The sequence below is a fragment of the Comamonas koreensis genome, from assembly GCF_021026195.1.
Classification (GTDB): domain Bacteria; phylum Pseudomonadota; class Gammaproteobacteria; order Burkholderiales; family Burkholderiaceae_C; genus Comamonas; species Comamonas koreensis.
Genome location: NZ_JAJNCT010000009.1, coordinates 263,744 through 290,424 on the forward strand (window position 1 = coordinate 263,744; position 26,681 = coordinate 290,424).

At 66.2% G+C, this 26,681-nt stretch carries 22 protein-coding genes; 8 read left to right on the forward strand and 14 right to left on the reverse strand.

What is annotated here, in order from left to right; all coding sequences use genetic code 11:
• The first annotated feature begins 22 nt into the window (after positions 1-22).
• Positions 23-1,600, forward strand: coding sequence for a class I adenylate-forming enzyme family protein (locus tag LPW39_RS09145; protein WP_230773835.1), 1,578 nt, complete (start codon positions 23-25; stop codon positions 1,598-1,600).
• A 44-nt stretch (positions 1,601-1,644) separates the two neighbouring features.
• Entirely contained in the window at positions 1,645-2,649 is a 1,005-nt protein-coding gene (locus LPW39_RS09150; protein WP_230773837.1) for a tripartite tricarboxylate transporter substrate binding protein, read from the forward strand.
• Positions 2,650-2,839: 190 nt separating this feature from the next.
• Here LPW39_RS09150 and LPW39_RS09155 read toward each other — a convergent pair whose 3' ends face one another.
• The 7 genes from LPW39_RS09155 to LPW39_RS09185 form a co-directional block, all read right to left on the reverse strand.
• A complete protein-coding gene (locus LPW39_RS09155; RefSeq protein WP_230773839.1) occupies positions 2,840-3,715 on the reverse strand; it encodes a hypothetical protein in 876 nt (291 codons plus the stop codon).
• 118 nt (positions 3,716-3,833) lie between these two features.
• The gene (locus LPW39_RS09160) at positions 3,834-4,721 is read right to left on the reverse strand and encodes an HpcH/HpaI aldolase/citrate lyase family protein (RefSeq protein WP_230773840.1); all 888 of its coding nucleotides are present in this window, start codon (positions 4,719-4,721) and stop codon (positions 3,834-3,836) included.
• A 216-nt stretch (positions 4,722-4,937) separates the two neighbouring features.
• Complete coding sequence (locus LPW39_RS09165; RefSeq protein WP_230774307.1) at positions 4,938-5,891, reverse strand: tripartite tricarboxylate transporter substrate-binding protein; 954 nt, start codon at positions 5,889-5,891, stop codon at positions 4,938-4,940.
• A gap of 149 nt (positions 5,892-6,040) precedes the next feature.
• A complete protein-coding gene (locus LPW39_RS09170; RefSeq protein WP_230773842.1) occupies positions 6,041-7,420 on the reverse strand; it encodes an MmgE/PrpD family protein in 1,380 nt (459 codons plus the stop codon).
• Positions 7,421-7,445: 25 nt separating this feature from the next.
• Positions 7,446-8,627: a CaiB/BaiF CoA transferase family protein gene (locus tag LPW39_RS09175; RefSeq protein ID WP_230773843.1), complete on the reverse strand. Its 1,182-nt coding sequence runs from the start codon at positions 8,625-8,627 to the stop codon at positions 7,446-7,448.
• Positions 8,628-8,667: 40 nt separating this feature from the next.
• Entirely contained in the window at positions 8,668-9,834 is a 1,167-nt protein-coding gene (locus LPW39_RS09180; protein WP_021025399.1) for an acyl-CoA dehydrogenase family protein, read from the reverse strand.
• An 87-nt stretch (positions 9,835-9,921) separates the two neighbouring features.
• On the reverse strand, positions 9,922-10,818 hold the full coding sequence (locus LPW39_RS09185; RefSeq protein ID WP_230773845.1) for an FAS1-like dehydratase domain-containing protein: 897 nt from the start codon (positions 10,816-10,818) through the stop codon (positions 9,922-9,924).
• Positions 10,819-11,039: 221 nt separating this feature from the next.
• On the opposite strand from LPW39_RS09185, the gene LPW39_RS09190 reads away from it, so the two are divergent.
• The 6 genes from LPW39_RS09190 (at position 11,040) to LPW39_RS09215 (ending at position 18,214) form a co-directional block, all read left to right on the forward strand.
• A complete protein-coding gene (locus LPW39_RS09190; protein WP_230774309.1) occupies positions 11,040-11,945 on the forward strand; it encodes an SDR family NAD(P)-dependent oxidoreductase in 906 nt (301 codons plus the stop codon).
• A 330-nt stretch (positions 11,946-12,275) separates the two neighbouring features.
• Positions 12,276-13,169 carry a MaoC/PaaZ C-terminal domain-containing protein gene (locus LPW39_RS09195; protein ID WP_230773846.1) on the forward strand — a complete coding sequence of 298 codons (894 nt, stop codon included), beginning with the start codon at positions 12,276-12,278 and terminating at the stop codon, positions 13,167-13,169.
• On the forward strand, positions 13,166-14,434 hold the full coding sequence (locus LPW39_RS09200) for an acetyl-CoA hydrolase/transferase family protein (protein WP_407928820.1): 1,269 nt from the start codon (positions 13,166-13,168) through the stop codon (positions 14,432-14,434). Before LPW39_RS09195 ends, LPW39_RS09200 begins: the two co-directional genes overlap by 4 nt.
• A 24-nt stretch (positions 14,435-14,458) precedes the next feature.
• A complete protein-coding gene (locus tag LPW39_RS09205) occupies positions 14,459-15,655 on the forward strand; it encodes an acetyl-CoA C-acetyltransferase (protein ID WP_230773848.1) in 1,197 nt (398 codons plus the stop codon).
• Positions 15,656-15,695: 40 nt separating this feature from the next.
• Positions 15,696-16,685, forward strand: coding sequence for a Bug family tripartite tricarboxylate transporter substrate binding protein (locus LPW39_RS09210; RefSeq protein ID WP_230773849.1), 990 nt, complete (start codon positions 15,696-15,698; stop codon positions 16,683-16,685).
• An 11-nt stretch (positions 16,686-16,696) separates the two neighbouring features.
• Positions 16,697-18,214 (forward strand): class I adenylate-forming enzyme family protein, encoded by a 1,518-nt coding sequence (locus LPW39_RS09215; protein ID WP_230773851.1) that lies wholly within the window; start codon positions 16,697-16,699, stop codon positions 18,212-18,214.
• Here the strand turns inward: LPW39_RS09215 and rraA are convergent.
• The 7 genes from rraA to LPW39_RS09250 form a co-directional block, all read right to left on the reverse strand.
• Positions 18,205-18,720, reverse strand: coding sequence for a ribonuclease E activity regulator RraA (gene rraA / locus LPW39_RS09220; RefSeq protein ID WP_230773856.1), 516 nt, complete (start codon positions 18,718-18,720; stop codon positions 18,205-18,207). The genes LPW39_RS09215 and rraA overlap by 10 nt on opposite strands.
• Positions 18,720-19,676: a Bug family tripartite tricarboxylate transporter substrate binding protein gene (locus tag LPW39_RS09225; protein WP_230774313.1), complete on the reverse strand. Its 957-nt coding sequence runs from the start codon at positions 19,674-19,676 to the stop codon at positions 18,720-18,722. The genes rraA and LPW39_RS09225 overlap by 1 nt, the downstream gene beginning before the upstream one ends.
• 66 nt (positions 19,677-19,742) lie before the next feature.
• Positions 19,743-21,737: an aconitase family protein gene (locus tag LPW39_RS09230; RefSeq protein ID WP_230773857.1), complete on the reverse strand. Its 1,995-nt coding sequence runs from the start codon at positions 21,735-21,737 to the stop codon at positions 19,743-19,745.
• A gap of 79 nt (positions 21,738-21,816) precedes the next feature.
• Positions 21,817-22,743, reverse strand: coding sequence for a LysR substrate-binding domain-containing protein (locus LPW39_RS09235; protein ID WP_230773860.1), 927 nt, complete (start codon positions 22,741-22,743; stop codon positions 21,817-21,819).
• A 96-nt stretch (positions 22,744-22,839) separates the two neighbouring features.
• The gene (locus tag LPW39_RS09240) at positions 22,840-23,670 is read right to left on the reverse strand and encodes a TlpA disulfide reductase family protein (protein WP_230773861.1); all 831 of its coding nucleotides are present in this window, start codon (positions 23,668-23,670) and stop codon (positions 22,840-22,842) included.
• A 134-nt stretch (positions 23,671-23,804) separates the two neighbouring features.
• Positions 23,805-25,244, reverse strand: a complete 1,440-nt coding sequence (locus LPW39_RS09245; RefSeq protein WP_230773863.1) for an NAD-dependent succinate-semialdehyde dehydrogenase — start codon at positions 25,242-25,244, stop codon at positions 23,805-23,807.
• Between the two features lie 83 nt (positions 25,245-25,327).
• Positions 25,328-26,536 (reverse strand): ABC transporter substrate-binding protein, encoded by a 1,209-nt coding sequence (locus tag LPW39_RS09250; protein ID WP_230773865.1) that lies wholly within the window; start codon positions 26,534-26,536, stop codon positions 25,328-25,330.
• Positions 26,537-26,681 lie beyond the last annotated feature (145 nt).

Consider the following 26,681-nt stretch of genomic DNA (forward strand, 5'->3'; position numbering starts at 1 on the left):
TCCTTTCGTTTGCATTCTTGGTATGTCTGACACTTCCTCCTTCCAACTCGCCCAGCCTTTTGGCTCCATCCCCGCCCTGGTCCTGGCCCAGGCCCAGGAGCGCCCCGACCACACCGCACTGGTGCTGGGCAACACCCGCCTGAACTACACCCAGCTCGCCCAGGGCATGCGCCAGGTGGCCTGCGCGCTGCAGCAGCAAGGCCTGCAGGCCGGTGATGTGGTGGCCATCTGCGCCAGCACCTCGGTGCCCTATGTGCTGGCCTACCTGGGCGCGCTGCAAGCCGGTGTCGTCGTGGCACCGCTGGCGCCCTCGGCCACGGCCGAGCACCTGAGCGCCATGCTGGACAACTCCGAGGCCAAGCTGCTGCTGCGCGATGCCGAGGTCGCCGCGCAGTGGCCGCTGGCCAGCACCGCAGAGCGGCCCTGCATCGCGCTGGACGATGCCGCGCAAGCCGGCACGCCCTGGAGCACTTGGCTGGCCCAGGTGCCCGCCGGCCAGCAGCCCCAGCCGGTGCAGCCCACACCGCAGTGGCCTTTCAACCTGATCTATTCCTCGGGCACCACCGGTGTGCCCAAGGGCATTGTGCAAAGCTGGGGCATGCGCTGGTCGCATGTGAACCGCGCCGTCACCAACGGCTACGGCACCGATGCGGTATCGCTGTGTGCAACGCCGCTGTATTCCAACACCACCTTGGTGGCGGTCCTGCCCACCTTGGCCCTGGGCGGCACCCTGGTAATGATGCGCAAGTTCGACGCGGCCCAGTACCTGCAGCTGGCCCAGCAGGAACGCGCCACCCACACGATGCTGGTGCCCGTGCAGTACCAGCGCCTGCTCGACTGCCCGGCGTTTGACCAGGCCGACCTGACGCTGCTGCAGAACAAGTTCTGCACCAGTGCGCCCTTCAAGACCGCGCTCAAGGCGGAGGTGCTGCGCCGCTGGCCCGGCCGCCTGATCGAGTACTACGGCATGACTGAGGGTGGCGTGCGCTGCGAGCTGCACTGCCACCAGTTCCCCGACAAGCTGCACACCGTCGGCCGCGCCGGGCCTGACGCCGATCTGCGCTTTATCGACGAGGAAGGCAAGGAACTGCCCAAGGGCGCGCAGGGCGAGATCGTTGGCCGCTCAGCCGGCATGATGACCGGCTACCACCGCCAGCCCGACAAGACCCGCGAGGCCGAGTGGATCAGCCCCAGCGGCGAGCGCTTTATCCGCAGCGGCGATGTGGGCAAGATGGATGCCGATGGCTTCATCGTGCTGGGCGACCGCAAGAAGGACATGATCATCACCGGCGGCTTCAACGTCTACCCCAGTGACATCGAGGCCGTCATGCTGCAGCACCCCGAGGTGCGCGAATGCGCGGTGATCGGCGTGCCCTCGGACGCCTGGGGCGAGAGCCCCGTGGCCTATGTGGTGCCCCAGCCCGGCAGCAGCCCCCAGGCGCCTGATCTGCAGCAGTGGCTCAACAGCCGCGTTGGCAAGACCCAGCGCGTGGCCGACCTGGTCATCCACAGCCAGCTGCCGCGCAGCGAGATTGGCAAGGTGCTCAAGCGCGAGCTGCGCACGCTGTACGCGAGCCAGACCAGCGCCTCAGCGGCCTGATCGCCCGCCAGCGCCCATCCCAAAACAAGACCAGGAGACATGACATGACCCATCGCCACCTCACCACCCACCGGCGCAGGCAGCTGGCCGGCCTGCTTGCGGGCCTGGCGGTTGCCGGCGGCAGCCTGCTGGCCGGCATGGCCTATGCTGCCACCTGGCCCAGCAAACCGATCCAGCTGGTCATCCCCTACCCACCCGGGGGCAGTGCCGATCTGCTGGGCCGGCCGCTGGCCTTGCAGCTGCAGCAGCAGCTGGGCCAGCCGGTGGTGCTGGAGTACAAGCCCGGCGCGGGTGGCACCCTGGCCTCGCAGTATGTGGCGCGCGCCAAGCCCGATGGCTACACCGTGCTGATGGTGCTGGCCGCGCATGCGATCAACGACAGCCTCTACCCCAAGCTGCCCTACGACACCCGCAAGGACTTTGCGCCGGTCTCGCTGGTGGCCAACCTGCCGATGATCGTCGTGGGCAGCAGCAAGCTGCAGGCTAAGAACATTGGCGAGCTGGTCAAGGCCGCGCAGGCCGCCCCGGAAAAGCTCACCTATGGCTCGGCCGGCAATGGCAATACCGGCCACCTGGCCGGCGCGCTGTTTGCCAGCACCGCCGGCGTCAAGATGACCCATGTGCCCTACAAGGGCAGTGCCGGTGTCGTCAACGCCATGCTGGCCAGCGATATCGACCTGACTTTTGACAGCATCTCGACGTCGATCCCGCATGTGCGCAGCGGCAAGCTCCACGCGCTGGCCGTCACCAGCGCCAAGCGCTCCGCCCTGGCGCCCGAGATTCCCACCGTGCAGGAGCAGGGCTTTCCAGGCTTTGACATCAATGGCTGGTATGCGGTGATCGCGCCAGCAGGCACCCCGGCCGACATCACCGGCAAGCTCAGCCGCGAGATTGCGACCGCGCTGCAAAACCCCTCGCTGCAATCGCAGCTGGCCGCCAGCGGCTATGAGCCAGTGGGCTCCACCCCCGAGGCGCTGGGTGCCCATATCGACCGTGAGATGGAGCGTTGGGCTGCAGTGGTCAAAGCGACCGGCGCCCGCATCGAATAAGAGCCGATAACACAACCCTTGATACGTCGTTGCCAAGCCTTGTCGTACGACGGTACTGCCTGCGGCTTGGCGCCTAGTCTCAACCGCAAACCTTCGGTTTGCTGGGCCGTGTTAACGGCTCTAAAGGCTCCGGCCCCAAAGACAATGCCCTGGCAAGCCAGGGCATTTTTCATCGGGCAATTAACGCAGATTAGCGGCTTTGGCGCGCGCTGGCCTGGGCTTCCAGTGCGGCGCGCAGTGCATCGTCATTGCTGTTTTGCTCGCTGCCGGCATCTGGCGTCACCTTGCGCAGCAGGCCGGTGATGCGGCCCGAGTTCTGCATCAGGCGGTTGGCATAGAGGGCGCCGTTGCCCGAGCCACGGGTGTTGCTCCAGTCACCCTCAGCCTGGTTGACGCTGAAGTTAAACCAGAAACCCCGCACCGTTTCGCTCGAGGTGCCGCTGCGCATCTTCACGCACTGGGTCTTGCCGGCATCGACGCCACGGATGATCTGCTCACAGGCAAACAGGCCGTCATAAGACACGGTCATGCCGCTGCCAAAGGACGATCCGCCGGTGATGCGGGTCAGCTGCATGGTCTCGGTTTCGATGTTGCCGTTGCTGTCGCCATAGACCAGGCTCCACAGGCCCAGCAGCGAGGCGGGCGAGTTGTCATAGCCAAACTGGTAGCGCTTGATTTCCTTCTCGCCTTCGCCCGGCAGGGTGATATAGCCCAGGGTGCCGCTCACAAAGCGGATGCGCACATTGCCCGGGCTGCCGCGCTCGACACCGCTGCGGTCGCCACTGCCCAGGAAACGGCCACCCTCGTAGCGGCCCAATCGGGTGGTCAGCTCGCTGTTGTCATCCAGGCGGCCGGTAGCCATATAGAACGTGGGCTGGCCGCTGCTTTCATAGGCATAGACCTGCATCACCAGCACATCGTTTTGCACATCGATGGCAAAACCCCGGCCGGGGCGGCCGTTGACTTCATCGGAGACGATCCAGGTGCCACCCTGCGGCACGTAGGCATGGGCCATCCCGGTAAGGGCCACGGCGGCCCAGGCAATCGCGTGTTTGAGTTTGAACATGTCGCTCTCCTAATGGGGTGCGCCGCTGCTGCGGCGCGGTAGTGGAGCGAGTATATAGACGAGATTGCGCAGAGCTGTGTCAGAAAGTGTCCTGCTCGGCTACCCGAGCAAGCCACTTTTACGCGTCGCTTTGCAGGCGCCGCTGGGCCTGCTGGTGGCGCTGCATGGTTTTGTGGGCCAGCGCTATCACCGGTGCGTCGACCATGCGGCCATCGACCACGCAGACGCCGCCTTGCGCCGCCTCTGCCGCCGCCAGCACCTGCTGGGCGCGCTGCAGCTGCGCACCGGTAGGCGCAAACGCGGCATTGATGGGGGCCACCTGCATCGGGTGGATGCTGAGCTTGCCGCCAAAGCCGCCGCGCAGCGCTCGCGCCGCATCAGCCTGCACGACGGCCGTATCCTGGGTGTTGACGGTCACGCCATCGATGGGCGCCGGCAGCTGGGCGCGGCGCGCAGCCAGCACCACGGCCAGGCGCACCGGAAGCAGCTCGCTCTCGTCCTCGGCACAGGCCATGCCGGCATCGACCTGAAAATCCAAGTGGCCAAAGGCCAGGCGCAGCACGCGCGGCGCACGCGCAATCGCATCGATGGCGTGCAGGCCCGCCACCGATTCGATGATGGGCACCAGCACCCCTTGCGTGCCCAGCGCCGGCAGCAGCAGCGCCATTGCTTCTGCCGTCTCGGCCTTGGGCAGTACCACGCCGGCGGCGCCCTGCGCCACCAGCTGGGCCAGCGCCTGCACATCGCCATCAAACCAGGGCGTTCCATGGGCATTGATGCGCACCAGCACCCGGGCGCGCTCAGCCGCCTGCAGCTGGCCAAAGGCGCCCAGCAAGGCGGCGCGGGCCCCTTGCTTGTCCTGCGGCGCCACTGCATCTTCCAGGTCCACGATCACTGCATCGGCCCCACTGGCCAGTGCCTTGGCAATGCGCTCGGGACGGCTGGCCGGTACAAACAGCCAGGAGGTGGCGGTGGCCAGCGGATGCGTGTTGAGAGTCATGTCCATCAGTCTTCCGTTTACCAAAAAAGGGGCCCATGGCCCCTGCTCAAGCGCGGGTCAAGCGCCAGGCTTAGAGCCGCTAACACGGCCCAGCAAACCGGAGGTTTGCGGTTGAGGCTGGGCGCCCCCGACTAGGCGTCCTGCCGCAGGCAGTACAGTAGTACGACAAGGCAGGGCGCGGCCGGCCAGGCAACGACGTATCAAGGGTTGTGTTAGCGGCTCTTATTCGGCGGTCACGCCGGCTGCCTTGATCACCGTGTTCCAGCGCTTCACTTCCGATTCCAGCAGGGTCTTCAAGCTCTGCGGCGTGGCGCGGTCCGGGGTCACCAGCTCGCTGCTCAGGTCGGCAATGCGCTGCACCACCACAGGGTCCTTCAAGGCCACATTCAGGGCGGCGTTGATCTTGTTGATCACCTCGGCCGGCGTGCCCTTGGGGGCATACATGCCATGCCAGACCTTGACGTCAAAGCCCTTCAGGCCCTGCTCGTCGAGCGTGGGGATCTGCGGCATGGCGGTCAGGCGCTGGGGCGTGGTCACGCCAAATACCTTGACACGGTTGCCGTCCTTGATGACCGGCGCGGTCTGCGTGGTCTGGTCGCAGAGCAGATCGACCTGGCCGCCCATCAAATCGTTCATCGCCGGGCCCGCGCCCTTGTAGGGCACTGTCGTCAGCTTGACGCCCGCCTGGTACGCAAACAGCATGCCGCAGAGCTGCGAGACCGCGCCAATGCCGGCATTGGCCAGCGACACCTTCTCCTGGTTGGCCTTCACATAGGCCATCAGCTCCTGGAAGTTGTTGGCCGGAAAGTCCTTGCGCGACAACAGGGTCATCGGCACATCCAGCACCTGGCCGATGTACTCGAAATCCTTCAGCGGGTCGTAGGGCAGCTTCTTGTACAGCGATGGTGCCGTGGCCATGCCCATGTGGTGGATCAGGATGGTGTAGCCATCGTTCTTGGCGCGTGCCACGCGCGCCGGTGCAATCGTGCCGCCTGCGCCCACGGTGTTTTCCACCACCACCGTCTGGCCCAGCGATTTGCCCATCGGAATGGCCAGCATGCGCGCCACCACATCGGTAGGGCCACCGGCCGAGTAGGGCACCACCAGCACCACCGGCTTGGTGGGCCAGTCCTCCGCCTGGGCGTTGAGGTGCAGGCCCAGGCCGGTACAGGCCATCACGGCGGCAGCGGCTGCCGGGGTCAACAAGCGAAAGCGCATTTTTGTCTCCTGGTCTTGGGAGGGGTACATCGCCCATCCCGGTCGGGGATGGGGGCCTGGTCGGGCCCCCGCGTCGCAGCCACCCAGCTTCGGCGCTGCTGCTTTCTTTATACGGCCAGCAACAGCTTTTCGACCCTGGTCCATTCCCGTACCTGCCACAGTTTCTGCACCGATTGCTGCATCTGCGCGGAGGGCACCGCACGGCTGAATTCGCCCAGGCGCAGTGCCTTGTCGGTCAGCTCCTCGCGGCTCAGTGTGTTGCCTGGGTCGCCCTTGGGCTCGTCCACCCGGCCTTCCAGCACGCGGCCGTCGGTGGTGGTCACGGTCACCTTGCCAATCCAGCGCTGCGGGTAGGCGCCGTCCACCTCGGGGTCCAGCACCATGCGCACCTTGTCGCGCAACGCCATCGTGTCCTCGGCGCGGAACTCGTTGTCGAACTCATTGAGGCCGGCAAAGCCAAAGCGCGCGGCCAGCGCCAGCACCGTGCCCATCGAAAACTTGCTCTGGTGCACGGTGCTCGGGTCCACCACGGGGCCCAGCACATCGATCGCGGCCTGGTGCACATGGGTCACCACTTCGGCAATGTCCGATACCTTGAGCTGGTGCGCGCGAACCACCTGCAGCAGCGCATCGGCTGCCGGGTGGGTGTGGCGGCAGGAGGCATGCCATTTGAACGAGGTCTCTGGCGTGGCCCAGCGCGTGCCCAGGCCATCGACCAGGCGGGCTGGATCGCTGTCGCTGGACATGCCAGCGGCCATGCCCTGGGCGCCGCAGAAGATGTCGGCCGCGCCAGTGAAACCATCTTTGGCCAGGTAGGCGGCCATCAGGCCGGCACCGGCGGCATGCGCAGTGTGCAGCTGCTTGCTGTCGGCAGCGGTGCGCAAAAACTCCCACAGGCCCGCCGACTGCGTGCCGGCCGAGCCAAAGGCATGCAGCATTTGCTGTGCATTGAGGCCCAGCAGATGGCCCACGGCAGCCGCTGCGGCCAAGGTGCCGGCCGTGCCGGTGGTGTGGAAGATCTTGTAGTGCGAGCGGCCTAGGAATTCGCCCACACGGATGCCCACTTCATAGCCGGCGATGCAGGCGGTCAGCAGCTCCTTGCCGGACTTGCCCAGCGCCTGCGCCACGGCTACAGCCGGGGGGAAGACGACGGCCGCCGGGTGGAACACCGAGCCGTTGTGCACATCGTCCTGCTCGGCGACATGCGAGGCGGCGGCATTGGCCATGGCCGCCAGGTAGGGGCTGCTGCTGCGGCCCTCGGGGCCGATCACCTCGGCCGGGCCTTGGGCCGGGCCCTGGCCCAGCGCAAAGCGGGTGATGCTGGCCACGGGGCGGGCATTGTGGCCGGCCACCACCGAGCCAAACCAATCGACCCAGAGGTCTTCGGTCTTTTGCAGCACGGATTCAGGAATGTCGCTGTACTGCAGCTCGGCTGCAAAGCGGGCCAGTTGGGCCGCTGGCGTGGGGGATGTGGTTGCTGTGGTCATGTTCTTTTTTCTCCAACAGAAAGCATCAAAGGCCGGAGGCCTTGCGCACTGCCGCCAGCGCATCGGCGGGCAGCTGCAGCGCATCGAGGATGGCGGCCGTGTGCTCGCCCACCGCAGGCACCGCATCCATGCGGTAGTCGTACTGGTTGTTGCGGCCGGGCGGCAGCAGCGCCGGCACTGTGCCCACGGGCGTGTCCACCTGCGCAAAGCGCTGGCGTGCCAGCAGCTGCGGGTGCGCCCAGAGGCCCGCCATGTCATTGACATGGGCGTTGGCAATGCCGGCCTCGTCCAGGCGCTGCACCACATCGCTGGCATTGAGCAAGCCAAAGATGCGCAGGATCTCGGCCTGCAGCTCGGCGCGGTTGGCATTGCGCTTGGCATTGCTGTCAAAGCGCGCATCGGTCGCCAGCGCCGGTGCCAGCAGCACCTGGTCGCAGAAGATCTTCCACTCGCGTTCGTTTTGCAGGCCCAGCATCACCGTGCCACCATCGCCGGCCACAAAGGGGCCATAGGGGTAGATGCTGGCATGCGATGCGCCGGTGCGCGGTGGCGGCGCGGCGCCTTCAAACGCGTAGTACATCGGGTAGCCCATCCACTCGCCCAGCGCTTCGAGCATGGACACGTCGATATGGCTGCCCTCGCCCGTCTTGCCGCGCAGCAGCAGGGCCGAGAGGATATTGGTATAGGCATACATGCCCGCCGCAATATCGGCCACCGAGATGCCCGATTTGCTCGGCGTCTCGGGCGTGCCGGTCACCGACAGAAAGCCCGCCTCGCTCTGGATCAGCAGGTCATAGGCCTTCTTGTCACGGTAGGGGCCGTTGTCGCCATAGCCGCTGATGTCGCAGACGATGAGGCGCGGAAAGGCGGCATGCAAGGCCTCGTAGGACAGCCCCATGCGCGCCGCAGCGCCCGGTGCCAGGTTCTGCAGCAGCACATCGGCCGTGCCCAGCAGCTGCTTGAGCGCCTCCAGCGATGCGGGGTCCTTCAGGTCCAGCGCCAGGCTTTCCTTGTTGCGGTTGAGCCAGGTGAAATGCGAGGACTGGCCGCGCACCCGGCTGTCATAGCCGCGCGCAAAATCGCCGCTGCCCGGCCGCTCCACCTTGATGACGCGCGCGCCCAGATCGGCCAGCTGGCGCGCACAAAAAGGCGCGGCCACGGCGTGCTCCAGCGATACGACGGTGATGCCATCCAATGGTCTGGTCATGAAGTCTCCGGTTCTCTGTTTTTATCGCTGCGCGGCGCCATCAGAACGAGCGCGGCAGGCCCAGGATGTGCTCGGCCACGTAGGAATAGATCAGGTTGGTCGAGATCGGTGCCACCTGGTACAGGCGCGTCTCGCGGAACTTGCGCTCCACGTCGTATTCGCAGGCAAAGCCAAAGCCACCGTGGAACTGCAGGCAGGCATTGGCCGCCTCCCAGCTCGCCTTGGCGGCCAGGTACTTGGCCATATTGGCCTGGGCGCCCATGGGCTCGTGCTTGTCAAACAGCTCGCAGGCTTTCCAGCGCATCAGGTTGGCCGCTTCCACCTCAATAAAGGCATCGGCGATCGGAAACTGCACGCCCTGGTTCTGGCCAATCGGGCGGCCAAACACTTCGCGGTCGCGCACATAGTTCGTCACGCGGTCGAGGAACCAGTAGCCGTCGCCAATGCACTCGGCAGCGATCAGGGTGCGCTCGGCGTTGAGTCCGTCCAGGATGTACTTGAAGCCCTTGCCTTCTTCGCCGATCAGGTTCTCCTCGGGGATCTCCAGGTTCTCGAAGAACAGCTCATTGGTCTCGTGGTTGACCATGTTCAGGATGGGGCGCACGGTCAGGCCCTTTTTCTCGGCCTCACGCAGGTCGACCATGAAGATCGACATGCCTTCGCTCTTTTTCTTGACCTCGGCCAGCGGCGTGGTGCGCGCCAGCAGGATCATGAAATCGCTGTGCTGGATGCGGCTGATCCAGACCTTCTGGCCGTTGATGACGTACTTGTCGCCTTTCTTGACGGCCGTGGTCTTGATCTTGGTGGTGTCGGTGCCGGTGGTGGGCTCGGTCACGCCCATCGATTGCAGGCGCCATTCGCCGCTGGCGATCTTGGGCAGGTACTTTTCCTTCTGGGCGGTCGAGCCATGGCGCAGCAAGGTGCCCATGTTGTACATCTGGCCGTGGCAGGCGCCGGAGTTGCCGCCGCAGCGGTTGATCTCTTCCATGATGACCGAGGCCTCGGTCAGGCCCAGGCCGGAGCCGCCGTATTCCTGCGGAATCAGTGCTGCCAGCCAGCCGGCCTTGGTCAGCGCCTCGACGAAGGTTTCGGGATAGGCACGGGCCTCATCGACCTTGCGGAAATACTCGTCGGGGAACTCGGCGCAGAGCGCGCGGATGGCATCGCGGATTTCGGGGAAGTTGTTGGAGCCGGTATGTTCAATCATGGTTCTGGGTCGGGCGTTGGGGGTGGCGGCGCTGACAGCGTCTGCGCCACCCACCGGTGTTGGGGAAAGCGTTGTTGGTCTGCGCGCTCAGCGGATCTTGGCGGTGGCCTGCATCGTGAGCCAGCCCTCGTGGTCATGCGCCCAGAGCTTGATGGTCTTGCCATCGTCCTGGGGCTGGCCCAGCACGGTGAAAGGATGCAGATCAAAGGTGGGTCGGATGGCCTTGAACGAGAAGTCGGTCAGCACCGCATCCGGGGCATTGCGGCGCAGCAGATCGACCAGCAAGGTCGCAATCAGCGGGCCATGCACGATCAGGCCGGGGTAGCCCTCTTCCTGCGTGACATAGCTGCGGTCGTAGTGGATGCGGTGGCCGTTGAAGGTGAGCGCCGAGTAGCGGAACAGCATCACCGGGTCGGCATTGATCTCGCGCTTCCAGGCGGCCTGCGTCTCGGCGGCCGTGGGCTGGGGCACCGGGTCGCTGGGCTGGGCAGCGGCGCGGTAGACGATGTCATGCTCTTCGGTCAGCGCCAGGCCCTGGGCATTGCGGTAGCTGTGCTGCACCAGCACAAACAGCAGCTCGCCCGAGCGGCCCACCTTGTGGTCCACCGAGGCGATGCGCGAGACGCGCTCCAGGCGCTCGCCAATGCGCAGCGGGTTGTCCGCCTGCCACTGCAGGCGGCCACCGGCCCACATGCGGCGGGGCAGCGGCACCGGGGGCAGAAAACCGCCACGCGCGGGGTGGCCATCGGGCCCCAGCAGGCTTTGCCGCGCCATCGGCAGAAAGTTCATCCAGTGCCACAGCGGCGGCAGGCTGTCACCGTCCTGGGCCGGGAGGTCATCGCGGTCCAGGGTGGCGGAGAGACCGGTCACGGCCGTGCGGGCCACCAGGTCCTGCATGGTCTCGGTCTTGTTGATCCAGCTTTGCAAATGGGCGACCTGCTCGGTGTTGAGCGAGGCGGCAGAAGGTTCAGGGGTTTGCGACATGGTGGCACTGTCGCAGGCTCGGCCCCCCAGCGCAATCGCAGAGATTGGAACCTCTCCTTTTACAGCGGTGAAGACAAAGGGTTAGCCCTGGTTTTTGAACCTGCGGTTTCAGTTTGCCAAAGCCCTGCCTACGCATTTGCGAATTGGCAATGCGCTTAATGGACGGCATGCTGGCGATATTCATCTACACACAGCTCCAAGGAAAAGCAGACATGTCCACCATGCTCGAAGGCAAAGTCGTTATCGTCACCGGTTCTGGCGGTGGCATCGGCCGTGATATGGCCCTGGCCATGGCCAAGGAAGGCGCCAAGGTCGTCGTCAACGACATCGGCACCTCCACCACCGGTGAAGGCCATGACGACGGCCCCGCGCAAAAGGTCGTCAACGAGATCAAGGCCGCCGGCGGTGAAGCCGTCGCCAACACCGACAGCGTCTCGGACGCCAATGCCGCCGCCAAGATCGTGCAATGCGCGCTCGACAGCTTTGGCAAGCTCGATGGCATCGTCAACAACGCCGGCATCCTGCGGGACCGCTTCTTCCACAAGATGAGCGTGGACGAGTGGGACGCCGTCATCAAGGTGCACCTCTACGGCAGCTACTACGTGGCACGCGCTGCGGCCAACCACTTCAAGGAGCAGGAGAGCGGCGCCATGGTGCACATGACCAGCACCTCCGGCCTGATCGGCAACTTTGGCCAGGCCAACTACTCGGCCGCCAAGCTGGGCATCGTCGCGCTGTCCAAGAGCATTGCGCTGGACATGGCCAAGTTCCATGTGCGCAGCAACTGCATCTCCCCCTTTGCCTGGAGCCGCATGATCGGCTCCATCCCCACCGACACGCCCGAGCAGCAAGCCCGTGTGGACAAGCTCAAGCAGATGACCCCCAACAAGATTGCGCCGCTGGCCGTCTACCTGCTCAGCGAGCAGGCCAAGGATGTGAACGCCCAGGTGTTTGCGGTGCGCAATAACGAGATCTTCCTGATGAGCCAACCGCGTCCCCTGCGCTCAGTGCACCAGGGCGAAGGCTGGACGCCCGAGGACATCGCCTCGCATGCGATGCCGGCGCTGAAGTCCTCGTTTGTGCCGATGGAGCGGTCGGGCGAGGTTTTTAGCTGGGATCCGGTTTAAGAGGCATCCCCCTGAGCCGCTGCGCGGCTTCCCCCTTCTCTCACGCTTCGCGTGGGAAGGGGGACGGCACCCTCCGGGCAGGGCGGCGCGGCCGGCTAGGCCCTTCGTCGGTGCCTGGTTGATCGGCTCTGCCAGTTTTTGGCATGGCGTACGGTAGGTCGGGCGGTTATCTAACAACGCGGCCCTATAGGTGTGCTCTGCCAGTTTCACAGATGCCCCCCGGTGGCGTTGCAGAACCTCAAGAGCTGCCTCCTGTGCGCATCCAGAGCCGATACCGAAGTTCCGTTTCCCTTCCGCCTTCGCATCACAACAACCCCAGAGACAACGACCATGACCATCAACTACCAGCAACTCAAGGCCCGGCCGTTTGCGCCGGTGCACCAGGATTACTCGCAGCGCGACACGATGCTGTATGCGCTCAGTCTGGGGGTGGGCAATGATCCGCTCGATACGCGCAATCTGCCGCTGGTCTACGAGGGCATGGCGCAGCCGCTGCAGGCGCTGCCGACGATGAGCTCGGTGCTAGGCTATCCGGGCTTTTGGGCCAAGGAGGCGGATACGGGGATTGACTGGGTCAAGCTGGTGCATGGCGAGCAGCGCACCACCATCCACCAGCCGCTACCGGTGGGGGCCAAGGTGGTGGGCAAGACCAAGGTCACCCGAGTGATCGACAAGGGCGCGGGCAAGGGCGCGATAGTGGTCAGCGAGCGCAGCCTGGAGGGCGAAGACGGCACCTTGTACGCCACCCTGGAGCAGGTCACGTTCTGCCGGGGCGATGGCGGCTACAGCGAAGCGCTGGGCGGCCAGCCCAGCGATGCCTCGCTGCCGGCGCTGGCGCCCACGCCCGATACGGCACCGCGCTGGACCTATACCCACACCATCCGCCCCGAAGCCGCCCTGCTCTACCGTTTGATGGGCGACTACAACCCGCTGCATGCCGATCCCCAGGTGGCGCAGGCGGCAGGCTTTGACAAGCCCATCCTGCACGGCCTGGCCACCTACGGCATGGTCTGCCATGCGCTGGTGATGACGGCCTGCAACGGCGATGCCAGCCTGCTGCGCAGCATGCATGCGCGCTTTTCGTCGCCGGTGTTTCCGGGCGAGACCTTGCGCACCGAAGTCTGGCAGGAAGGCGATGCGCTGCAGTTCCGCGCGCTGGTGGTCGAGCGCGGCATTGTCGTGCTCAGCCATGGCAATGCCAGCCTGGCTGCCGCCCAGCCATGAGCATGGCCCAAGGCCGGCAGATAGCGCTGGCAGACCTGGACCTGGCGCAGTTCATCCGCGCTGGCGACAGCATCGTTTGGGGCCAGTCGGCCGCCGAGCCGCTGTCGCTGATCCAGGCCTATGTGGCCCAGCGCCAGCGCTTTGCGCGCACCAGCGTCTTTCTGGGCATTGGCGGCGCCAACACCTTGCAGCCCGCGCATGCCGATGCCATCGACATGCGCGGCTACGCCGCCGGTGGCGCGCACCGCGCCCTGGGCATGGCCGGTGTGCTCGATCCGATTCCCTGCCACTACTCGCAGATTCCGCAGCTGATCGCCAGCCGCCGCCTCCCCGTGGATGTGGTGTTTGTCCAGGTCTCGCCGCCCAATGCCGACGGCGACTGCAGCCTGGGCCTGGCCCATGACTATTTGGGCTCCGCGATGCGCCATGCGCGCTGCGTGATCGCCGAGGTCAACGCCGATGTGCCCTGGGTGGCGGGCGCCAGCCTGCGCCTCGCCGATGTGGATGCCTGGGTGCAGAGCGACCAGGCCGTGGTCGATGTACCGGCCGGCAAAATTGGCCCCGCTGAAGAAGCGATTGCGCAGCTGATCGCCAGCCGCGTGGAAGACGGCGCCACCTTGCAGCTGGGCATTGGCAACCTGCCTGATGCAGTGCTGCAAGCGCTGCAAGGCCACCGCGATCTGGGCGTACACAGCGGCACCATCGGCGACCGCGTGGCCGACCTGGTCGACGCCGGTGTCATCACCAATGCGCGCAAAGGCATCGATGCGGGCACCAGCGTGACCGGCCTGCTGATGGGCAGTGCCCGCACCCGCCGCTGGGCCCACAACAACCCTGCGTTGCGCATTGCCGGCACCGACTACACCCACAACGCCCAGGTGCTGGGCCAGACCCAGCGGCTCACCGCCATCAACTCGGCGATCGAGGTGGACCTGACGGGCCAGATCAATGCCGAGGTCGTGGCAGGCCAGTACCTGGGCGCCGTCGGTGGCGCGATGGACTTTTTGCGTGCCGCTGCCGCCTGCGATGGCGGCCTGCCGATTGTCGCGCTGCCCTCCACCGCCAGAGGCCAGTCGCGCATCGTCGCGCAGCTGTCCGGCCCGGTTTCCACGCCACGTGCCGATGCCGGCCTGATCGTCACCGAACACGGCATTGCCGACCTGCGCGGCCTGAGCCTGGGCCAGCGCCTGCGCGCGATGCTGGCCATCGCCGCACCTGAACACCGAGACCTGCTGGCGGCCCAAGCGCGCCAGCAGCTGAATTGATTCCATTTTTCTGGAGAGAGAACCATGCGTAAAGCCGCCATCGTCACCCCTTTGCGAACCCCGGTGGGCACCTACGGGGGCAGCCTGCGCCCCGTCTCGGTCGAAGACCTGGCCGCCACCACCGTGCGTGCCGTGGTCGAGCGCAGTGGCATCGACCCCAGCCGCATCGACGATGTGGTGTTTGCCCAGTCCTATGCCAGCAGCGAAACGCCTTGCGTAGGCCGCTGGGCCGCGCTACAGGCCGGCCTGCCGGTGGAAGTGCCCGGCATGCAGCTCGACCGCCGCTGCGGTGGCGGCCTGCAAGCCGTGGTCACCGCCTGCATGATGGTGCAAAGCGGCGCCGCCGATGTGGTGATCGCCGGTGGTGTGGAGAGCATGAGCAATATCGAGTACTACACCACCGATATGCGCTGGGGCAAGCGGGCAGGCAGCGTCACCATGTATGACCGCCTGGACCGGGGCCGCGAGCGCTCGCAACCAGTGGAGCGCTTTGGCGTCATCTCCGGCATGATCGAGACCGCCGAGAACCTGGCACGCGACTACGGCATCAGCCGCGAAGAGGCCGACGCCTTTGCGCTGCGCAGCCACCAGCGCGCCGCCGCCGCCTGGCAGGCCGGCCGCTTTGATGCCGAGGTGGTGCCCGTCAGCGTGCCGCAGAAAAAGGGCGAGGCAACCCTGTTCAGCCGCGACGAAGGCTTCCGCGCCGATGCCACGATGGATTCGCTGGGCAAGCTGCGCGCCTTGATGAAGGGCGGCACCGTCAGCGCCGGCAATGCCAGCCAGCAAAACGATGCCTCGGCCGCCTGCCTGATCGTCGCCGAAGACAAGCTCCAGGAGCTGGGCCTGACGCCGATGGCCAGCCTGGTGGGCTGGGCCGCTGCCGGCTGCGAGCCCTCGCGCATGGGCATTGGCCCGGTGCCTGCCGTCAAGAAGCTGCTGGGCAAGCTGGGCCTGACGATGAACGACATGGACCTGGTCGAGATCAACGAGGCCTTTGCCTGCCAGGTGCTTGCTGTCCTGCAGGGCCTGGAATGGAACGATGCCGAGCGCCTGAATGTGAACGGCTCGGGCATCTCGCTGGGCCACCCGATTGGTGCCACCGGCGTGCGCATTCTGGCCACCTTGCTGCATGAGCTGGAACGCCGCAAGGGCCGCTATGGCCTGGAGACCATGTGCATCGGCGGCGGCCAGGGCATTGCCGCCGTGTTCGAGCGCTACTGAGCGCCCGCCCCCACCGCTTACAAAAACCAGGAGACAAGACATGACCCTCATCCACCGCCGCGGCCTGCTGGCCGCCACGGCCGCTGCCGCCCTCAGCCTTTGCGCCTCTGTCCATGCCCAGGGAGGCCTGGGATCGGGCGCACCGGTGCGCCTCATCGTCGGCTACTCGGCCGGCGGCCCCGTGGACCAGGGCGCACGCCTGCTGTCCATCGCGCTGTCCAAGGAGCTGGGCAGCACCGTCGTGGTCGACAACAAGACGGGCGCCAACGCCACCCTGGCCGGCAACGAGACCTCGCGCGCCAACCCCGATGGCCTGACCCTGTGGTTTGCCGCCAGCCCCACCATCACCATCAGCCCCAATGTGATGCGCAAGATGCAGTTCGACCCGGTCAAGGACCTGACCCCCATCGCACCGGTGCTGAGCTACTACAACGTGCTGGTGGCCAACAACAACGAGCCCTTCAAGACCACGAAGGCGCTGGTGGACTATGCCAAGGCCAACCCCGGCAAGCTCAGCTATGCCTCGGCCGGCGTGGGCGGCTCCAACCACCTGGGCACCCTGCTGTTTGCCAAGCGCAGCGGCATCGAGCTGAACCATGTGCCCTACCGGGGCAATGCACCGGCGATGACCGATGTGATGGGCGGCCAGATCAACATGATGATGGACATCATCAGCACCGCCGGCACCTACATCCACAGCAAGAAGGTGACACCGATTGCCGTGACCTCGCCCCAGCGCAACCCGGCGCTGCCCGATGTGCCAACCTTCGCCGAAAGCGGCATCGACGGCCTCAAGGGCTTTGATGTGGGCGGCTGGTATGCCGTCTACGGCCCCAAGGGCATGTCGCCCGAGCTGCAGATGCGGCTGAACAAGGCCATCAATGCCGCGCTGGCCCAGCCCGAGCTGAAGGCCAAGTACAAGGAGCTGGGCTATGACGAATGGACGGGCAGCCCCCAGACCCTGAGCGAACGCGCCGCCAAGGAACGCCAGATGTGGTCCACCGTGACCCAGGGCATTGTGGTGGACTGATAGGACCGAAGATGGAATTTCGCATTCACCAGTTTCTGGACCGCTGGCTGCAGGAGGCCCCGGACCGGCCCTTCATCTACCTGCCCGATCGCACGCTTAGCTATGCCGACCTGGGCCGCCTGGTCGATGCGCTGGAGGCGGAGCTGCGCGCGCTGCAGGTGCGCAGCGGCGACCGCGTGCTGGTGGTCGCCGAGAACTGCCCCGAGCATGCCGCCCTGCTGCTGGCCTGCAGCCGCGTGGGCGCCTGGGCCTGCGGCGTCAATGCCCGCATGGCACCGGGCGAGGTGCGCGGCTTTGCCGACAAGGCCGATGCGCGGGTGGTCTATTTCACCGACCGCGTCTCCAAAGCCGCCGCAGCGCATGCCGAGCGCTATGGCACCAGCCCCTCTTGCGTGCCGGGCCTGGCCCATACGGCGGTGCGTGCCGATGCGCGCGCCGAGGCCGAGCCGGATGGCAATCCAGTGGCCGCCATCATCTTCACCTCCGGCACCACCGGCACCCCCAAGGGCGTGCTGATGAGCCAGCGCGGTGTGGCGCACTTTGCCCGCGTCTCGGCCCAGTCGCGCCGGCTGGGGCCGGATGACAAGGTCTACGCCTTTGTGCCGATGACCCATATCTTTGGCCTGGGCACCGTGCTGCTGGCCTCGCTGTCGGCCGGTGCTGCGCTGGAGATGCGCAGCCAGTTCGAACCCGCCGATCTGCTGGACGCGCTGGCCCAGCATGGCATCACCCAGCTGCAAGGCCCACCCACCCTGTTTGCGCGGCTGCTGCAGTACTGCGAGCAGCATGGCATCCGCCAACCGGCGGCACCGCATCTGCGCTACCTCTACACCGGCGCCGGCCCGCTGGATCTGGCGCTGAAAACCAAGGTCGAGGCGCTGTTGGGCCAGACCCTGCACCACGGCTATGCGATGAGCGAATACGCCGGCTCGCTGCACCTGACGCGCATCGACGAAGCCCGCAGCGACACCAGCGCTGGCTACTGCATCGATGGCGCGGAATTGCAGATCGTCGATCCGCACAGCGGCCGGCCGCTGCCGACCGTCGAGCGGGGCGAGATCTGGGTGCGCGGCACGGGTCTGATGCCCGGCTACTTCCGTGACCCCGAGGCCACGGCCGCCGCCTTGCGCGACGGCGGCTGGTATGCCACTGGCGACCTGGGCGAGCTGCATGCCGATGGTGCGCTCTTCGTCGTGGGCCGCCTCAAGGAGATGATCATCCGCTCGGGCTTCAACGTCTACCCCAGCGAGGTGGAGCATGCGCTGGGCAGCTTCCCCGGCATCCAGCGCGCCGCCGTCGTGGGCCAGAAGGAGGCCGATGGCAACGAAGCCGTGATCGCCTTTGTGGTGCAGGATGCCCGCCATCCACCCGACCTGGATGCCTTGCAGGCCCATTTGCGCGAGCACCTGGCGCCCTACAAGCGGCCGGCACGCATCATCGCCATCGATGAGCTGCCGGTGAACGCCAATGGCAAGGTGATGAAGCGCGAGCTGCAGGCCCGGCTGGAGGCGGAGCAGGCTCAGGCCTGAGGGGCAACCACGACGCCGTCGGGGTCCATCACCAGGTAGTCCCCCGGCTGCAGTTGGGCACCGCCCAGCTGTAGCGCCAGCCCCAGCGCGCCGCCGCCGTTGCCAGTCCCCCGCAGCGGCGTGCGACCCAGTGCAAACACCGCCAGCTCCATGCTGGCCAACGCCTCCGTATCGCGCACCGCGCCATAGACCAGCAGGCCCGCCCAGCCGTTGTCCAGCGCGATGCGCGCCATGCGGTCGCCCAGCACGGCGACCCGCAGCGAGGCCCCCGCATCGACCACCAGCAAGCGCCCGCCGCCGGCAGTTTCCAAGGTCTGGCGCAGCAAGCCGGCATCTTCGTGGCAGCGCAAGGTTTGTATACAGCCGCTGGCGGATGCGCGCCCGCCATAGGACTGCCAAGCCACCTCGCAGACCTGGGCGGCGCTGCCCAGTTGGTCGCAAAGGTCGGAGCTGCGGGTGGGCAGCGACGGTGGCGCGTCGGCTGCTGGGGCCGTTGCCATCGCCATCAGTCGATCCTCGCGCCCGAGAGCTTGACCAGCTTCTGGTGCTTGGCCAGCTCCTCCTGGAAAAATGCAGGCGCTTGCGCCGGTCCCTTGTCCAGCACCATCAGGCCCTGGCCGGCGATGGCGGTCTGCGCCTCGGTCGAGGCCAGTGCGGTCTTCATCGCGGCAGCGTACTGGTCGACGATGGGCTTGGGCAGGCCGGCCGGGCCCACCAGCGCGATCCAGGCATCAAAGCTGTAGCCGGGCACGCCCGCTTCGGCCACGGTGGGCACATCGGGCAGCGCGGCCGAGCGCTGCGTGGTGGACAGCCCAAGGGCACGCAGGGTGCCGGCCTTGATCTGCGGCAGCGCCTGCGACACCGACACAAAGGCCAGCTGCACCTGCCCGCCCATCAGGTCGGTGATCAGCGGCCCGGTGCCCCGGTAGGGCACATGCTTGATGTCGATACCCGTCTCGGCAATCAACAGCTCGCTGGCCAAATGCAAGGTACTGCCATTGCCGGCCGAGCCGTAGTTGAGCGTGCCGGGGTGCGCCTTGGCATAGGCACGCAGCTGGGCCAGGTCCGTCACCGGCAGCTTGGCATTCGCCACCAGCACCAACGGCACGGTGGCCAGCACTGCAATCGGCGTGATGTCGCGCAGGCTGTCGTAGGGAATGGTCGGGTAGATGCCGGGGTTGATCACATGGTTGGACGAGATCATGCCCAGGGTCAGCCCATCCTTGTGCGCCCGCACCACCTGGGCGGTGCCGGGGATGCCGCCGGCCCCTGCAATGTTTTCGACCACCACGGGGTGCCCGGTACTGCGGCCAAAACCGGGCGCCAGCGCACGGGCTACGGCATCGACCGTCGATCCTGCGGCTAGGGGCACGACCATGCGAATGGGCTTGTCTGTACTGGCCAGCTGCGCATGGGCCTGCCAGGGCGCTAGCCACAGGGTGGCCGCCAGCACAGGCAGCATCGTCAACAAGCGGCGCTTGCTGGCTTGGTTTGCTTTTTTCATCATTGTCTCCTGGTCTCTTTTTTTTCAGTGGGAAAAGCGGCGTCTCAACTCCTCAAACGACATGAGCTCACCGGCGATGGCGCTGGCCGCCACGGTGGCGGGGCTGGCCAGCCAGACGCTGCCCGGCCCACCACGGCCGGGGAAATTGCGGTTGATGGCGCTGACCGTCACCTGGTCGGCACGCTCCGAGCCGCCTGGGCCGCAGTTGCCGCAGGCCCCACACGAGGGCTGCAGCAGGCGTGCGCCCACGCGCTCAAAGGCATCGAGGTAGCCGGCAGCAGCGCAGTGGTCGCGCACGGCGGTGGTGCCAAACTGCAGGAAGAGCTGCACGCCGGGTGCCACCTTCAGGCCGCGCTCGGCAGCCCAGTGCAGCACCTGGTGGTAGTGCACAAAATCCTCGCGCTTGCCGGCGGTGCAGGAGCCGCCGTAGGCAATGTCGATGCGCAGCGGCGCAGTGATCGATGCCAGCGGCCGGCCATTGCCCGGATCGCCCGGGCTGGCCACCATGGCCGGTACGGCCGCGCAGTCGATGTGGATGGTCTGCGCATAGTCGGCGCCCGGGTCGCTGTGCATCCAGTCCTCCAGCACCAGCTCGATGCCGCGCCGCTCGCGCAGGAAACGGACGGTTTCGGCATCGGGCGCGACGATGCCGGTAAAGCCACCCAGCTCGGCCGTCATATTGGTCAAGGTGGCGCGCTCGTCGGTGCCCATCTGGGCAACGGCCGTGCCGCAGAACTCAAACACCTTGCCGACGCCACCACCGGCGCGGATCAAGGGCTGTGCCAGCAGGTGCAGCACCACATCCTTGGCAGCCACACCAGGCGCCAGCGCACCATCGAGCACGATGCGCAGGCTTTGCGGCAGGGTCAGGCGCACGGCACCGGTGACAAAGGCATTGGCCATATCGGTGGTGCCCACGCCAAAGGCCACGCAGCCCAGCGCGCCGCTGTGGGTGGTGTGCGAATCGGTGCCCACCACCAGCTGGCCGGGCAGCGCATGGCGCTCGGTCATCATCGCGTGCGAGATGCCCGCCACATTGCTGCCGTCATCGCGCAAGGCCTCGTCTTCCGTCAGGGTGCGGTAGCTGTGCAGGCCATAGTCGGCGGCAAAGCTGCGCTGGGCCTGCACCATGCGCTGCACATTGGGCACCAGGCCGCCGCGCACATGGGCGGGGCTCTCCTGCACATAGGAGGTGTGGTCCTCGAACACCAGGATCGATGCCGGGTCGTTGAGCGCCAGCGGGCGGCCCAGGCTGGCATGCAGCATGTGCGCGGCCATGCCCGTGTAGTACTCGTGGATAAAACGCCAGTCGGCCCGCACAAAGGCGCCATCGCCGGCGACCGGCTGGGCCGGGGTAACGGCCGTGGCCAGTGCATGCCGAGCGACGATTTTCTCGAACAGGGTGCGCGGCTGGGTGGTCGGTGCGGGCTGCGCTGCGCTGGCTACATCGGCCACATCCGCCAGATGCGCGCGGCCAAAGGCCAGCAGGCCACCTTGCACCAGGATCGCTGCGGCCAGCGCATCGCGCCCGGCCAGCAGCTCCTGCCAGGCAATCGCCTCACCCGCAGCAATGCGCGGGATCAGGCTCATATCGGTCGAGGTGATCAGGCCGATGTTGTCGGCGTTCTGCCGGTAGATGCGCTCAAAGCTCTCGGCAATCACCAGCCGCACGCCGGCCAGCTTTTCAGCCATGGGGCTATGCTCGCGCGAGGAGCCCTTGCCGTAGCGCTTGCCAGCGACCACAACCTCGATGCCGCTGCCCCGCATCGCACCGGCTGCAATCGGGAACACACCGCCGGCCTGGAAGCCGCTGTAGGGGTAGTGGCCCAGCGCATCGTCAAAATGCGTCAGGATCGCGATCGGCGTGATCTCGTCGGTGGAGACATCGTCGCGCAGCGGCTGCGCCGCCGCCAGGGTTAGCTGTTCGCCCGCCAGCACCTGCTGCACGCAGGCGGGGTTCTGGCTCAGGTACAGAATGCGCTGAGAAAAATGGAGTGCCGTGGGGCGGTTGCTTTGCATGCCCCATCATCGCGATGGCGCCGCGCAGCCAGAAGCGCTAAGACAGCAAAGGGGATAGCGCAAAAATCGATAACCGGGATTACCCGGGGAGCTGCTCCGCGCCGCCTTGCAGCACCTGCAGCAGGGCCTGGGTGGTGCGCAGCTGCGGCTGGCGCCGCAAGGCATACAGGTGCAGCTCGCGCTGCGCCCAGGGCTCGGCCAGCGGCCGCAGCACAAAGCCGGCCGAGCCGCCATAGCCCGCGACTGCGCTTTGCGGCACAACGGCAATACCCAGGCCGGCTTCGACCATGCGGCAGACCGCATCAAAGCTGCTGAGCGAGACCTCGGGGTTGAAGCGCTGCTGCAGCGCCTCGGCACGCTCGTGCAGCATGCGGTCCAGCGCGCCACCCTGGTGCACACCGATCAAGGGATGGGCCAGCACCTGCGCAAAATCAACGGCGCCGTGCGCAGCCAGCGCATGGCCCGGTGGAATCACCACCTGCAGCGGATCGCTGGCAAAGTACCAGGCATCCAGCCCCGAGGCCGGTGGCACGGCCACACCAACACCGACATCGGCGCGGTCATCCAGGCAGGCGCGCAGCACCTCGCGGGTATCGGCCTCGTGCAAGGAGATGCGCACATGCGGATAGCGCGCGCGGAACTGCGACAGCTTCTCGGGCAGAAAGCCCACCACCGCCGACATATTGGCGTAGAGCCGCACGGTGCCGCGCACCTCGTCGCCCTGCTCCTGCACCTCGCGCACCAGGCCTTGCAGTTCCTCATCAATCTGCATGCCCCGCTCGAACACCCGGCGACCGGCTTCGGTCAGCACCACGCCGCGCGGCGAGCGCACCAGCAAGGCCGTGCCAAAGGCATGCTCCAGGTCCGACAGGCGCCGGCTGAGCGCCGATGACGCAATGTGCTCGGTCTCCGCAGCCCGTGCAATCGAGCCCGAGCGCGCCACGGCGATGAACAGCCGCAGGCTATAGGTGTCCAGGCGTCTGACGGGCGGGCGGTTGGCGGTCATGGTGGGGGATGGGGGTGGGCAGCCGCCAAGGATAGCGCGCCAGCACGATTTAGGCGGCGATACCCGAGCGCGCAGCCGCCGTGCGCGCCCGCGCTGTCATCGCAATGCGCTAGCGCTGGCCGGCACGATCTGCTGCATGAAGTCGTTCAGGCTGGCGTGGGACAGCTCGCCCACGCGCTGGCCCTGCAGTTGGCCGTTCGCGTCATAGAACAAGGTGGTGGGCAGCGCACGGCTGCCAGCGACCTCACCCATGCTGTTGCGCGGGTCGAGCAGCACCTGCCCATCGGGCAGGCCAAAGCCGCGTGCGGCCTTGAGCACCACCTCGGGTGCTTCCTGCTGGTTCACCCACAGAAACTGCGCCTGCGGGTAGCGCTTTTGCGCCTCCAGCAGCGCGGGCATCTCGCGCACGCAAGGGGTGCACCAGCTAGCCCAGAGGTTGATCACCACAGGCTTGCCCTTGAACTGGTCGAGCACATGGGTTTTGGCATCCAACGCCACCAGCGACAGCTGCGGCAAGGCCTTGGCGCTGGAGGAGAACTGATAGACCAGGGCATTGCCACCCAGCCACAGCACCGCAAACAGCGCCGCCGCACCTGCCAGCGGCTGAACCACCGCCTTTTTGCGCAGCCACAGCCACCAAACGTAAACAACCGTCACCGCCAGCGCCGCCCAGGGCTCCCAGCCCCCATCGCGCACATTGAACAGCGACAGCGGCTGCGCCAGGTACTCATCGGCATAACGCGCCACAAAGCCCAGGCGCGCCGCGACCAGCGCCAGCAGCGGCAGCAGCCAGGCATGCGGCGTGGTAGACAGTCCCCGCTGCCGCGCCCAGCGCGCCAACAGCACATCGGCCAGCAGCCATGCCAGCATCAAAATGACCAAACCCCAGGGCAGTGAAAACGGCCCGATCTGCAAACTTGCGCTCATCGTTGTATTTTTTAAGGACAGAAGGCGCTGGTGTGGAGGCACACCAGCGGCGAATCTGCTGTCTGAATACCTGGCGCGGCGTTTGGTTCCATGGCTGGCCCCCGCAGCAGGGGCCAGCCATGGGCCGGTGGGTCTTACTGGTCCTCACTCACCAGCTTGATATTGCAGTAAGCCTGCAGCCCTTCAATACCGCATTCCGAGCCCCAGCCGCTTTCCTTGACGCCGCCAAAGGGTGCCTCGGCCATGGAGATGTTCAAGGTGTTGATGCCCAGCATGCCGGTTTGTACGCCGTTGGAGAGCTGCTGGCGCACGGCGCTGTCCTGCGTGAAGGCATAGGCGGCCAGGCCGTATTGCAGGCGGTTGGCGCGCTTCAAGGCTTCGTCCATGTCGGCGATGGGATTGATCAGCGCGACGGGGCCAAAGGGCTCCTCGTTCATCAGGCCGGCGTCTTCAGGCAGGTTGCTGATGACGGTGGGCTCCCAGAAGAAGCCCTTGCCGGGCATGCGCTTGCCGCCGGTGTGCAGGGTGGCGCCCTTCTCTTGCGCATCGGCGATCAGGCGGGTCAGCGCCTCGATGCGGCGCGGATTGGCCAGCGGGCCCATCTGGCTGCTTTCGTCCAGGCCATTGCCGACCTTGAGCTTCTTGGTGCGCTCGACAAAGGCGCTCACAAAGCTGTCGAACACATCGCGGTGTACATAGAAGCGCGTGGGCGAGATGCAGACCTGGCCGGCGTTGCGGAACTTGCCGGCGACCAGGGCGTCAGCGGCCTTGTTGATATCGGCATCCTTCCAGACGATGACCGGCGCATGGCCGCCCAGCTCCAGGGTGGCGCGCTTCATGCTCTTGGCGGCATGCGAGGCCAGCATCTTGCCCACGGCGGTGGAGCCGGTGAACGAGAACTTGGCTACTTCGGGCTGGTCGAGCAGGTAGCCCGATACCTCGGCGGGCACGCCAAACACCATGTTCAGCACACCGGCGGGCAGGCCGGCATCGTGCAGCACACGCACCAGCTCCTGGGCGGTGGCGGGGGTTTCCTCGGCGGGCTTGAGCACCAGGGTGCAACCCGCAGCCAGGGCGCCGGCGATCTTGCGCGCGGGCGTGATGGCGGGGAAGTTCCAGGGCGCAAAGGCGGCGCAGACGCCGACGGGCTCATGGTGCACGGCAATGCGCTGGGTCGGGGTCTTGCCCGGCACCAGGCGGCCATAGTTGCGGCGGCCTTCTTCGGCGTACCAGTCGTAGGTGTCGGCGGCGGCCAGCACTTCCAGCTTGGCTTCGCGCACGGGCTTGCCCTGCTCCAGGGTCATGCAGCGGGCGATGTGGTCGGCACGCTCACGGATCAGGCTGGCGGCCTTGCGCAAGATGTCCGAGCGGGCCAGCGGCGAGGTGCGCTTCCAGCCTTCAAACGCGGCGTTGGCGGCCTGCAGGGCAGCCTGCAGATCGGCCGGGCTGGCATGGGGCAGCTGGCCCAGCGTGGACTCGTCCAGCGGGTTGATGACGGGCTCGCTCTTGCGGCCGTCGGCGGACAGCCATTGGCCGTTGATAAACAGTTGCAACTGTGGATAAGCTTGGGACATGCTGGGCTCCTGCAAGGGGGTTTGGAATGCACAACGCGGTCTTTCAGCGCTGAAGACCGCGTTGCCTGTGGATAAGTCTGTGGTTACTTCTTCACGAAACCACACTTGCCATCGGCCATGGGCCGGAACGCCTGGTCACCCGGAATGGTGGCCAGCACCTTGTAATAGTCCCAAGGGCCTTTGGATTCCTCGGGCGACTTGACCTGCACCAGGTAGAGGTCGTGCACCATGCGGCCGTCCTCACGCACATGGCCGTTCTGGCTGAAGAAATCCTCGATCTTGTTGGACTTGAGGTACTTGGTGACGGCGGGGCCGTCGTCGGTCTTGATCGCGGCCACGGCCTTCAGGTACTGGGTGACGGCCGAGTAGGTGCCGGCATGCACCATCGAGGGCATGGTCTTCTTGCCCATGCGCTCAAAAAAGCGCTGCGAGAAGGCGCGCGTCTCGGGGGTGCGGTCCCAGTAGAAGGCGGTCGCAAAGGTCAGGCCCTGCGCGGTCTTGAGGCCCAGCGAATGCACGTCCTGGATGAACATGAACTGCGGCGCCACGGTCTGCTTTTGCATCAGGCCAAACTGCTTGGCCGACTTGATCGCATTGATGGTGTCATTGCCCGCGCTCACCAGGGTGACCACCGAGGCCTTGGACTCCTGCGCCTGCAGCACGAAGGACGAGAAATCGCTGGCATTGAGCGGGAAGTTGGTGCGGCCCACGATCTTGCCGCCGCCCTTGCTGACGATATTGGTGACCGTCTCGGCGCCAGCCTTGCCGAAGGCATAGTCCACCGCCATGATGTACCAGTCCTTCTTGCCTTTTTCCAGCATCGCATGGGCCACGCCGCTGGCCATCGCATAGGTGTCGTAGGTGTAGTGGATGCCGGTGGGGATGCAGGCCTCACTGGTCAGTGCGTCCGATGCGCCGCCCGAGGTCAGCACCAGCTTGTTGCGCTCCTTGGCCAGGTTGTAAACGGCCATCGCGACGGCCGAGTTGTTCAGGTCAACCACCACGTCCACGCCATCGGTATCGAACCAGGTGCGTGCGCGGCTGGCGCCGACATCGGCCTTGCCCTGGTGGTCGGCAAACACCACCTCGATCTTCTTGCCCCCGACCGTGCCGCCAAAGTCCTCCACCGCCATGCGCGCGGCCTCCAGCGAGCCGCGCCCTGCGGTGTCAGCATAGGGGCCGGACATGTCGCTGAGCACGGCAATCTTGACGACGTCGTCAGAGATGCCCTGCGCTTGCGCGCCCGTCGTGCAGCATGCGGCCATGGCCAAAGCCAGCGCGGTCATTTTCATGGTCTTGTCTCCGGTTTTATAGAAAGCGTTTGACAGACGATGCTAGAGATTTCTGGCCCCCTGGTTTCTGCATTTGCGAAGCAGCACCTTAGCCTGCGCCAAAGCCTAGAAAACCCTGATGGTTTTCTATATCAAACTGCTGTCA

Excerpts from the sequence above, each read along its gene's own strand:
- LPW39_RS09145 (WP_230773835.1), top strand. The coding sequence starts at position 23 with ATGTCTGACACTTCCTCCTTCCAACTCGCCCAGCCTTTTGGCTCCATC.
- LPW39_RS09150 (WP_230773837.1), top strand. The coding sequence starts at position 1,645 with ATGACCCATCGCCACCTCACCACCCACCGGCGCAGGCAGCTGGCCGGC.
- LPW39_RS09155 (WP_230773839.1), bottom strand. The coding sequence starts at position 3,715 with ATGTTCAAACTCAAACACGCGATTGCCTGGGCCGCCGTGGCCCTTACC.
- LPW39_RS09160 (WP_230773840.1), bottom strand. The coding sequence starts at position 4,721 with ATGGACATGACTCTCAACACGCATCCGCTGGCCACCGCCACCTCCTGG.
- LPW39_RS09165 (WP_230774307.1), bottom strand. The coding sequence starts at position 5,891 with ATGGCCTGTACCGGCCTGGGCCTGCACCTCAACGCCCAGGCGGAGGAC.
- LPW39_RS09170 (WP_230773842.1), bottom strand. The coding sequence starts at position 7,420 with ATGACCACAGCAACCACATCCCCCACGCCAGCGGCCCAACTGGCCCGC.
- LPW39_RS09175 (WP_230773843.1), bottom strand. The coding sequence starts at position 8,627 with ATGACCAGACCATTGGATGGCATCACCGTCGTATCGCTGGAGCACGCC.
- LPW39_RS09180 (WP_021025399.1), bottom strand. The coding sequence starts at position 9,834 with ATGATTGAACATACCGGCTCCAACAACTTCCCCGAAATCCGCGATGCC.
- LPW39_RS09185 (WP_230773845.1), bottom strand. The coding sequence starts at position 10,818 with ATGTCGCAAACCCCTGAACCTTCTGCCGCCTCGCTCAACACCGAGCAG.
- LPW39_RS09190 (WP_230774309.1), top strand. The coding sequence starts at position 11,040 with ATGCTCGAAGGCAAAGTCGTTATCGTCACCGGTTCTGGCGGTGGCATC.
- LPW39_RS09195 (WP_230773846.1), top strand. The coding sequence starts at position 12,276 with ATGACCATCAACTACCAGCAACTCAAGGCCCGGCCGTTTGCGCCGGTG.
- LPW39_RS09200 (WP_407928820.1), top strand. The coding sequence starts at position 13,166 with ATGAGCATGGCCCAAGGCCGGCAGATAGCGCTGGCAGACCTGGACCTG.
- LPW39_RS09205 (WP_230773848.1), top strand. The coding sequence starts at position 14,459 with ATGCGTAAAGCCGCCATCGTCACCCCTTTGCGAACCCCGGTGGGCACC.
- LPW39_RS09210 (WP_230773849.1), top strand. The coding sequence starts at position 15,696 with ATGACCCTCATCCACCGCCGCGGCCTGCTGGCCGCCACGGCCGCTGCC.
- LPW39_RS09215 (WP_230773851.1), top strand. The coding sequence starts at position 16,697 with ATGGAATTTCGCATTCACCAGTTTCTGGACCGCTGGCTGCAGGAGGCC.
- rraA (WP_230773856.1), bottom strand. The coding sequence starts at position 18,720 with ATGGCGATGGCAACGGCCCCAGCAGCCGACGCGCCACCGTCGCTGCCC.
- LPW39_RS09225 (WP_230774313.1), bottom strand. The coding sequence starts at position 19,676 with ATGCTGCCTGTGCTGGCGGCCACCCTGTGGCTAGCGCCCTGGCAGGCC.
- LPW39_RS09230 (WP_230773857.1), bottom strand. The coding sequence starts at position 21,737 with ATGCAAAGCAACCGCCCCACGGCACTCCATTTTTCTCAGCGCATTCTG.
- LPW39_RS09235 (WP_230773860.1), bottom strand. The coding sequence starts at position 22,743 with ATGACCGCCAACCGCCCGCCCGTCAGACGCCTGGACACCTATAGCCTG.
- LPW39_RS09240 (WP_230773861.1), bottom strand. The coding sequence starts at position 23,670 with ATGAGCGCAAGTTTGCAGATCGGGCCGTTTTCACTGCCCTGGGGTTTG.
- LPW39_RS09245 (WP_230773863.1), bottom strand. The coding sequence starts at position 25,244 with ATGTCCCAAGCTTATCCACAGTTGCAACTGTTTATCAACGGCCAATGG.
- LPW39_RS09250 (WP_230773865.1), bottom strand. The coding sequence starts at position 26,536 with ATGAAAATGACCGCGCTGGCTTTGGCCATGGCCGCATGCTGCACGACG.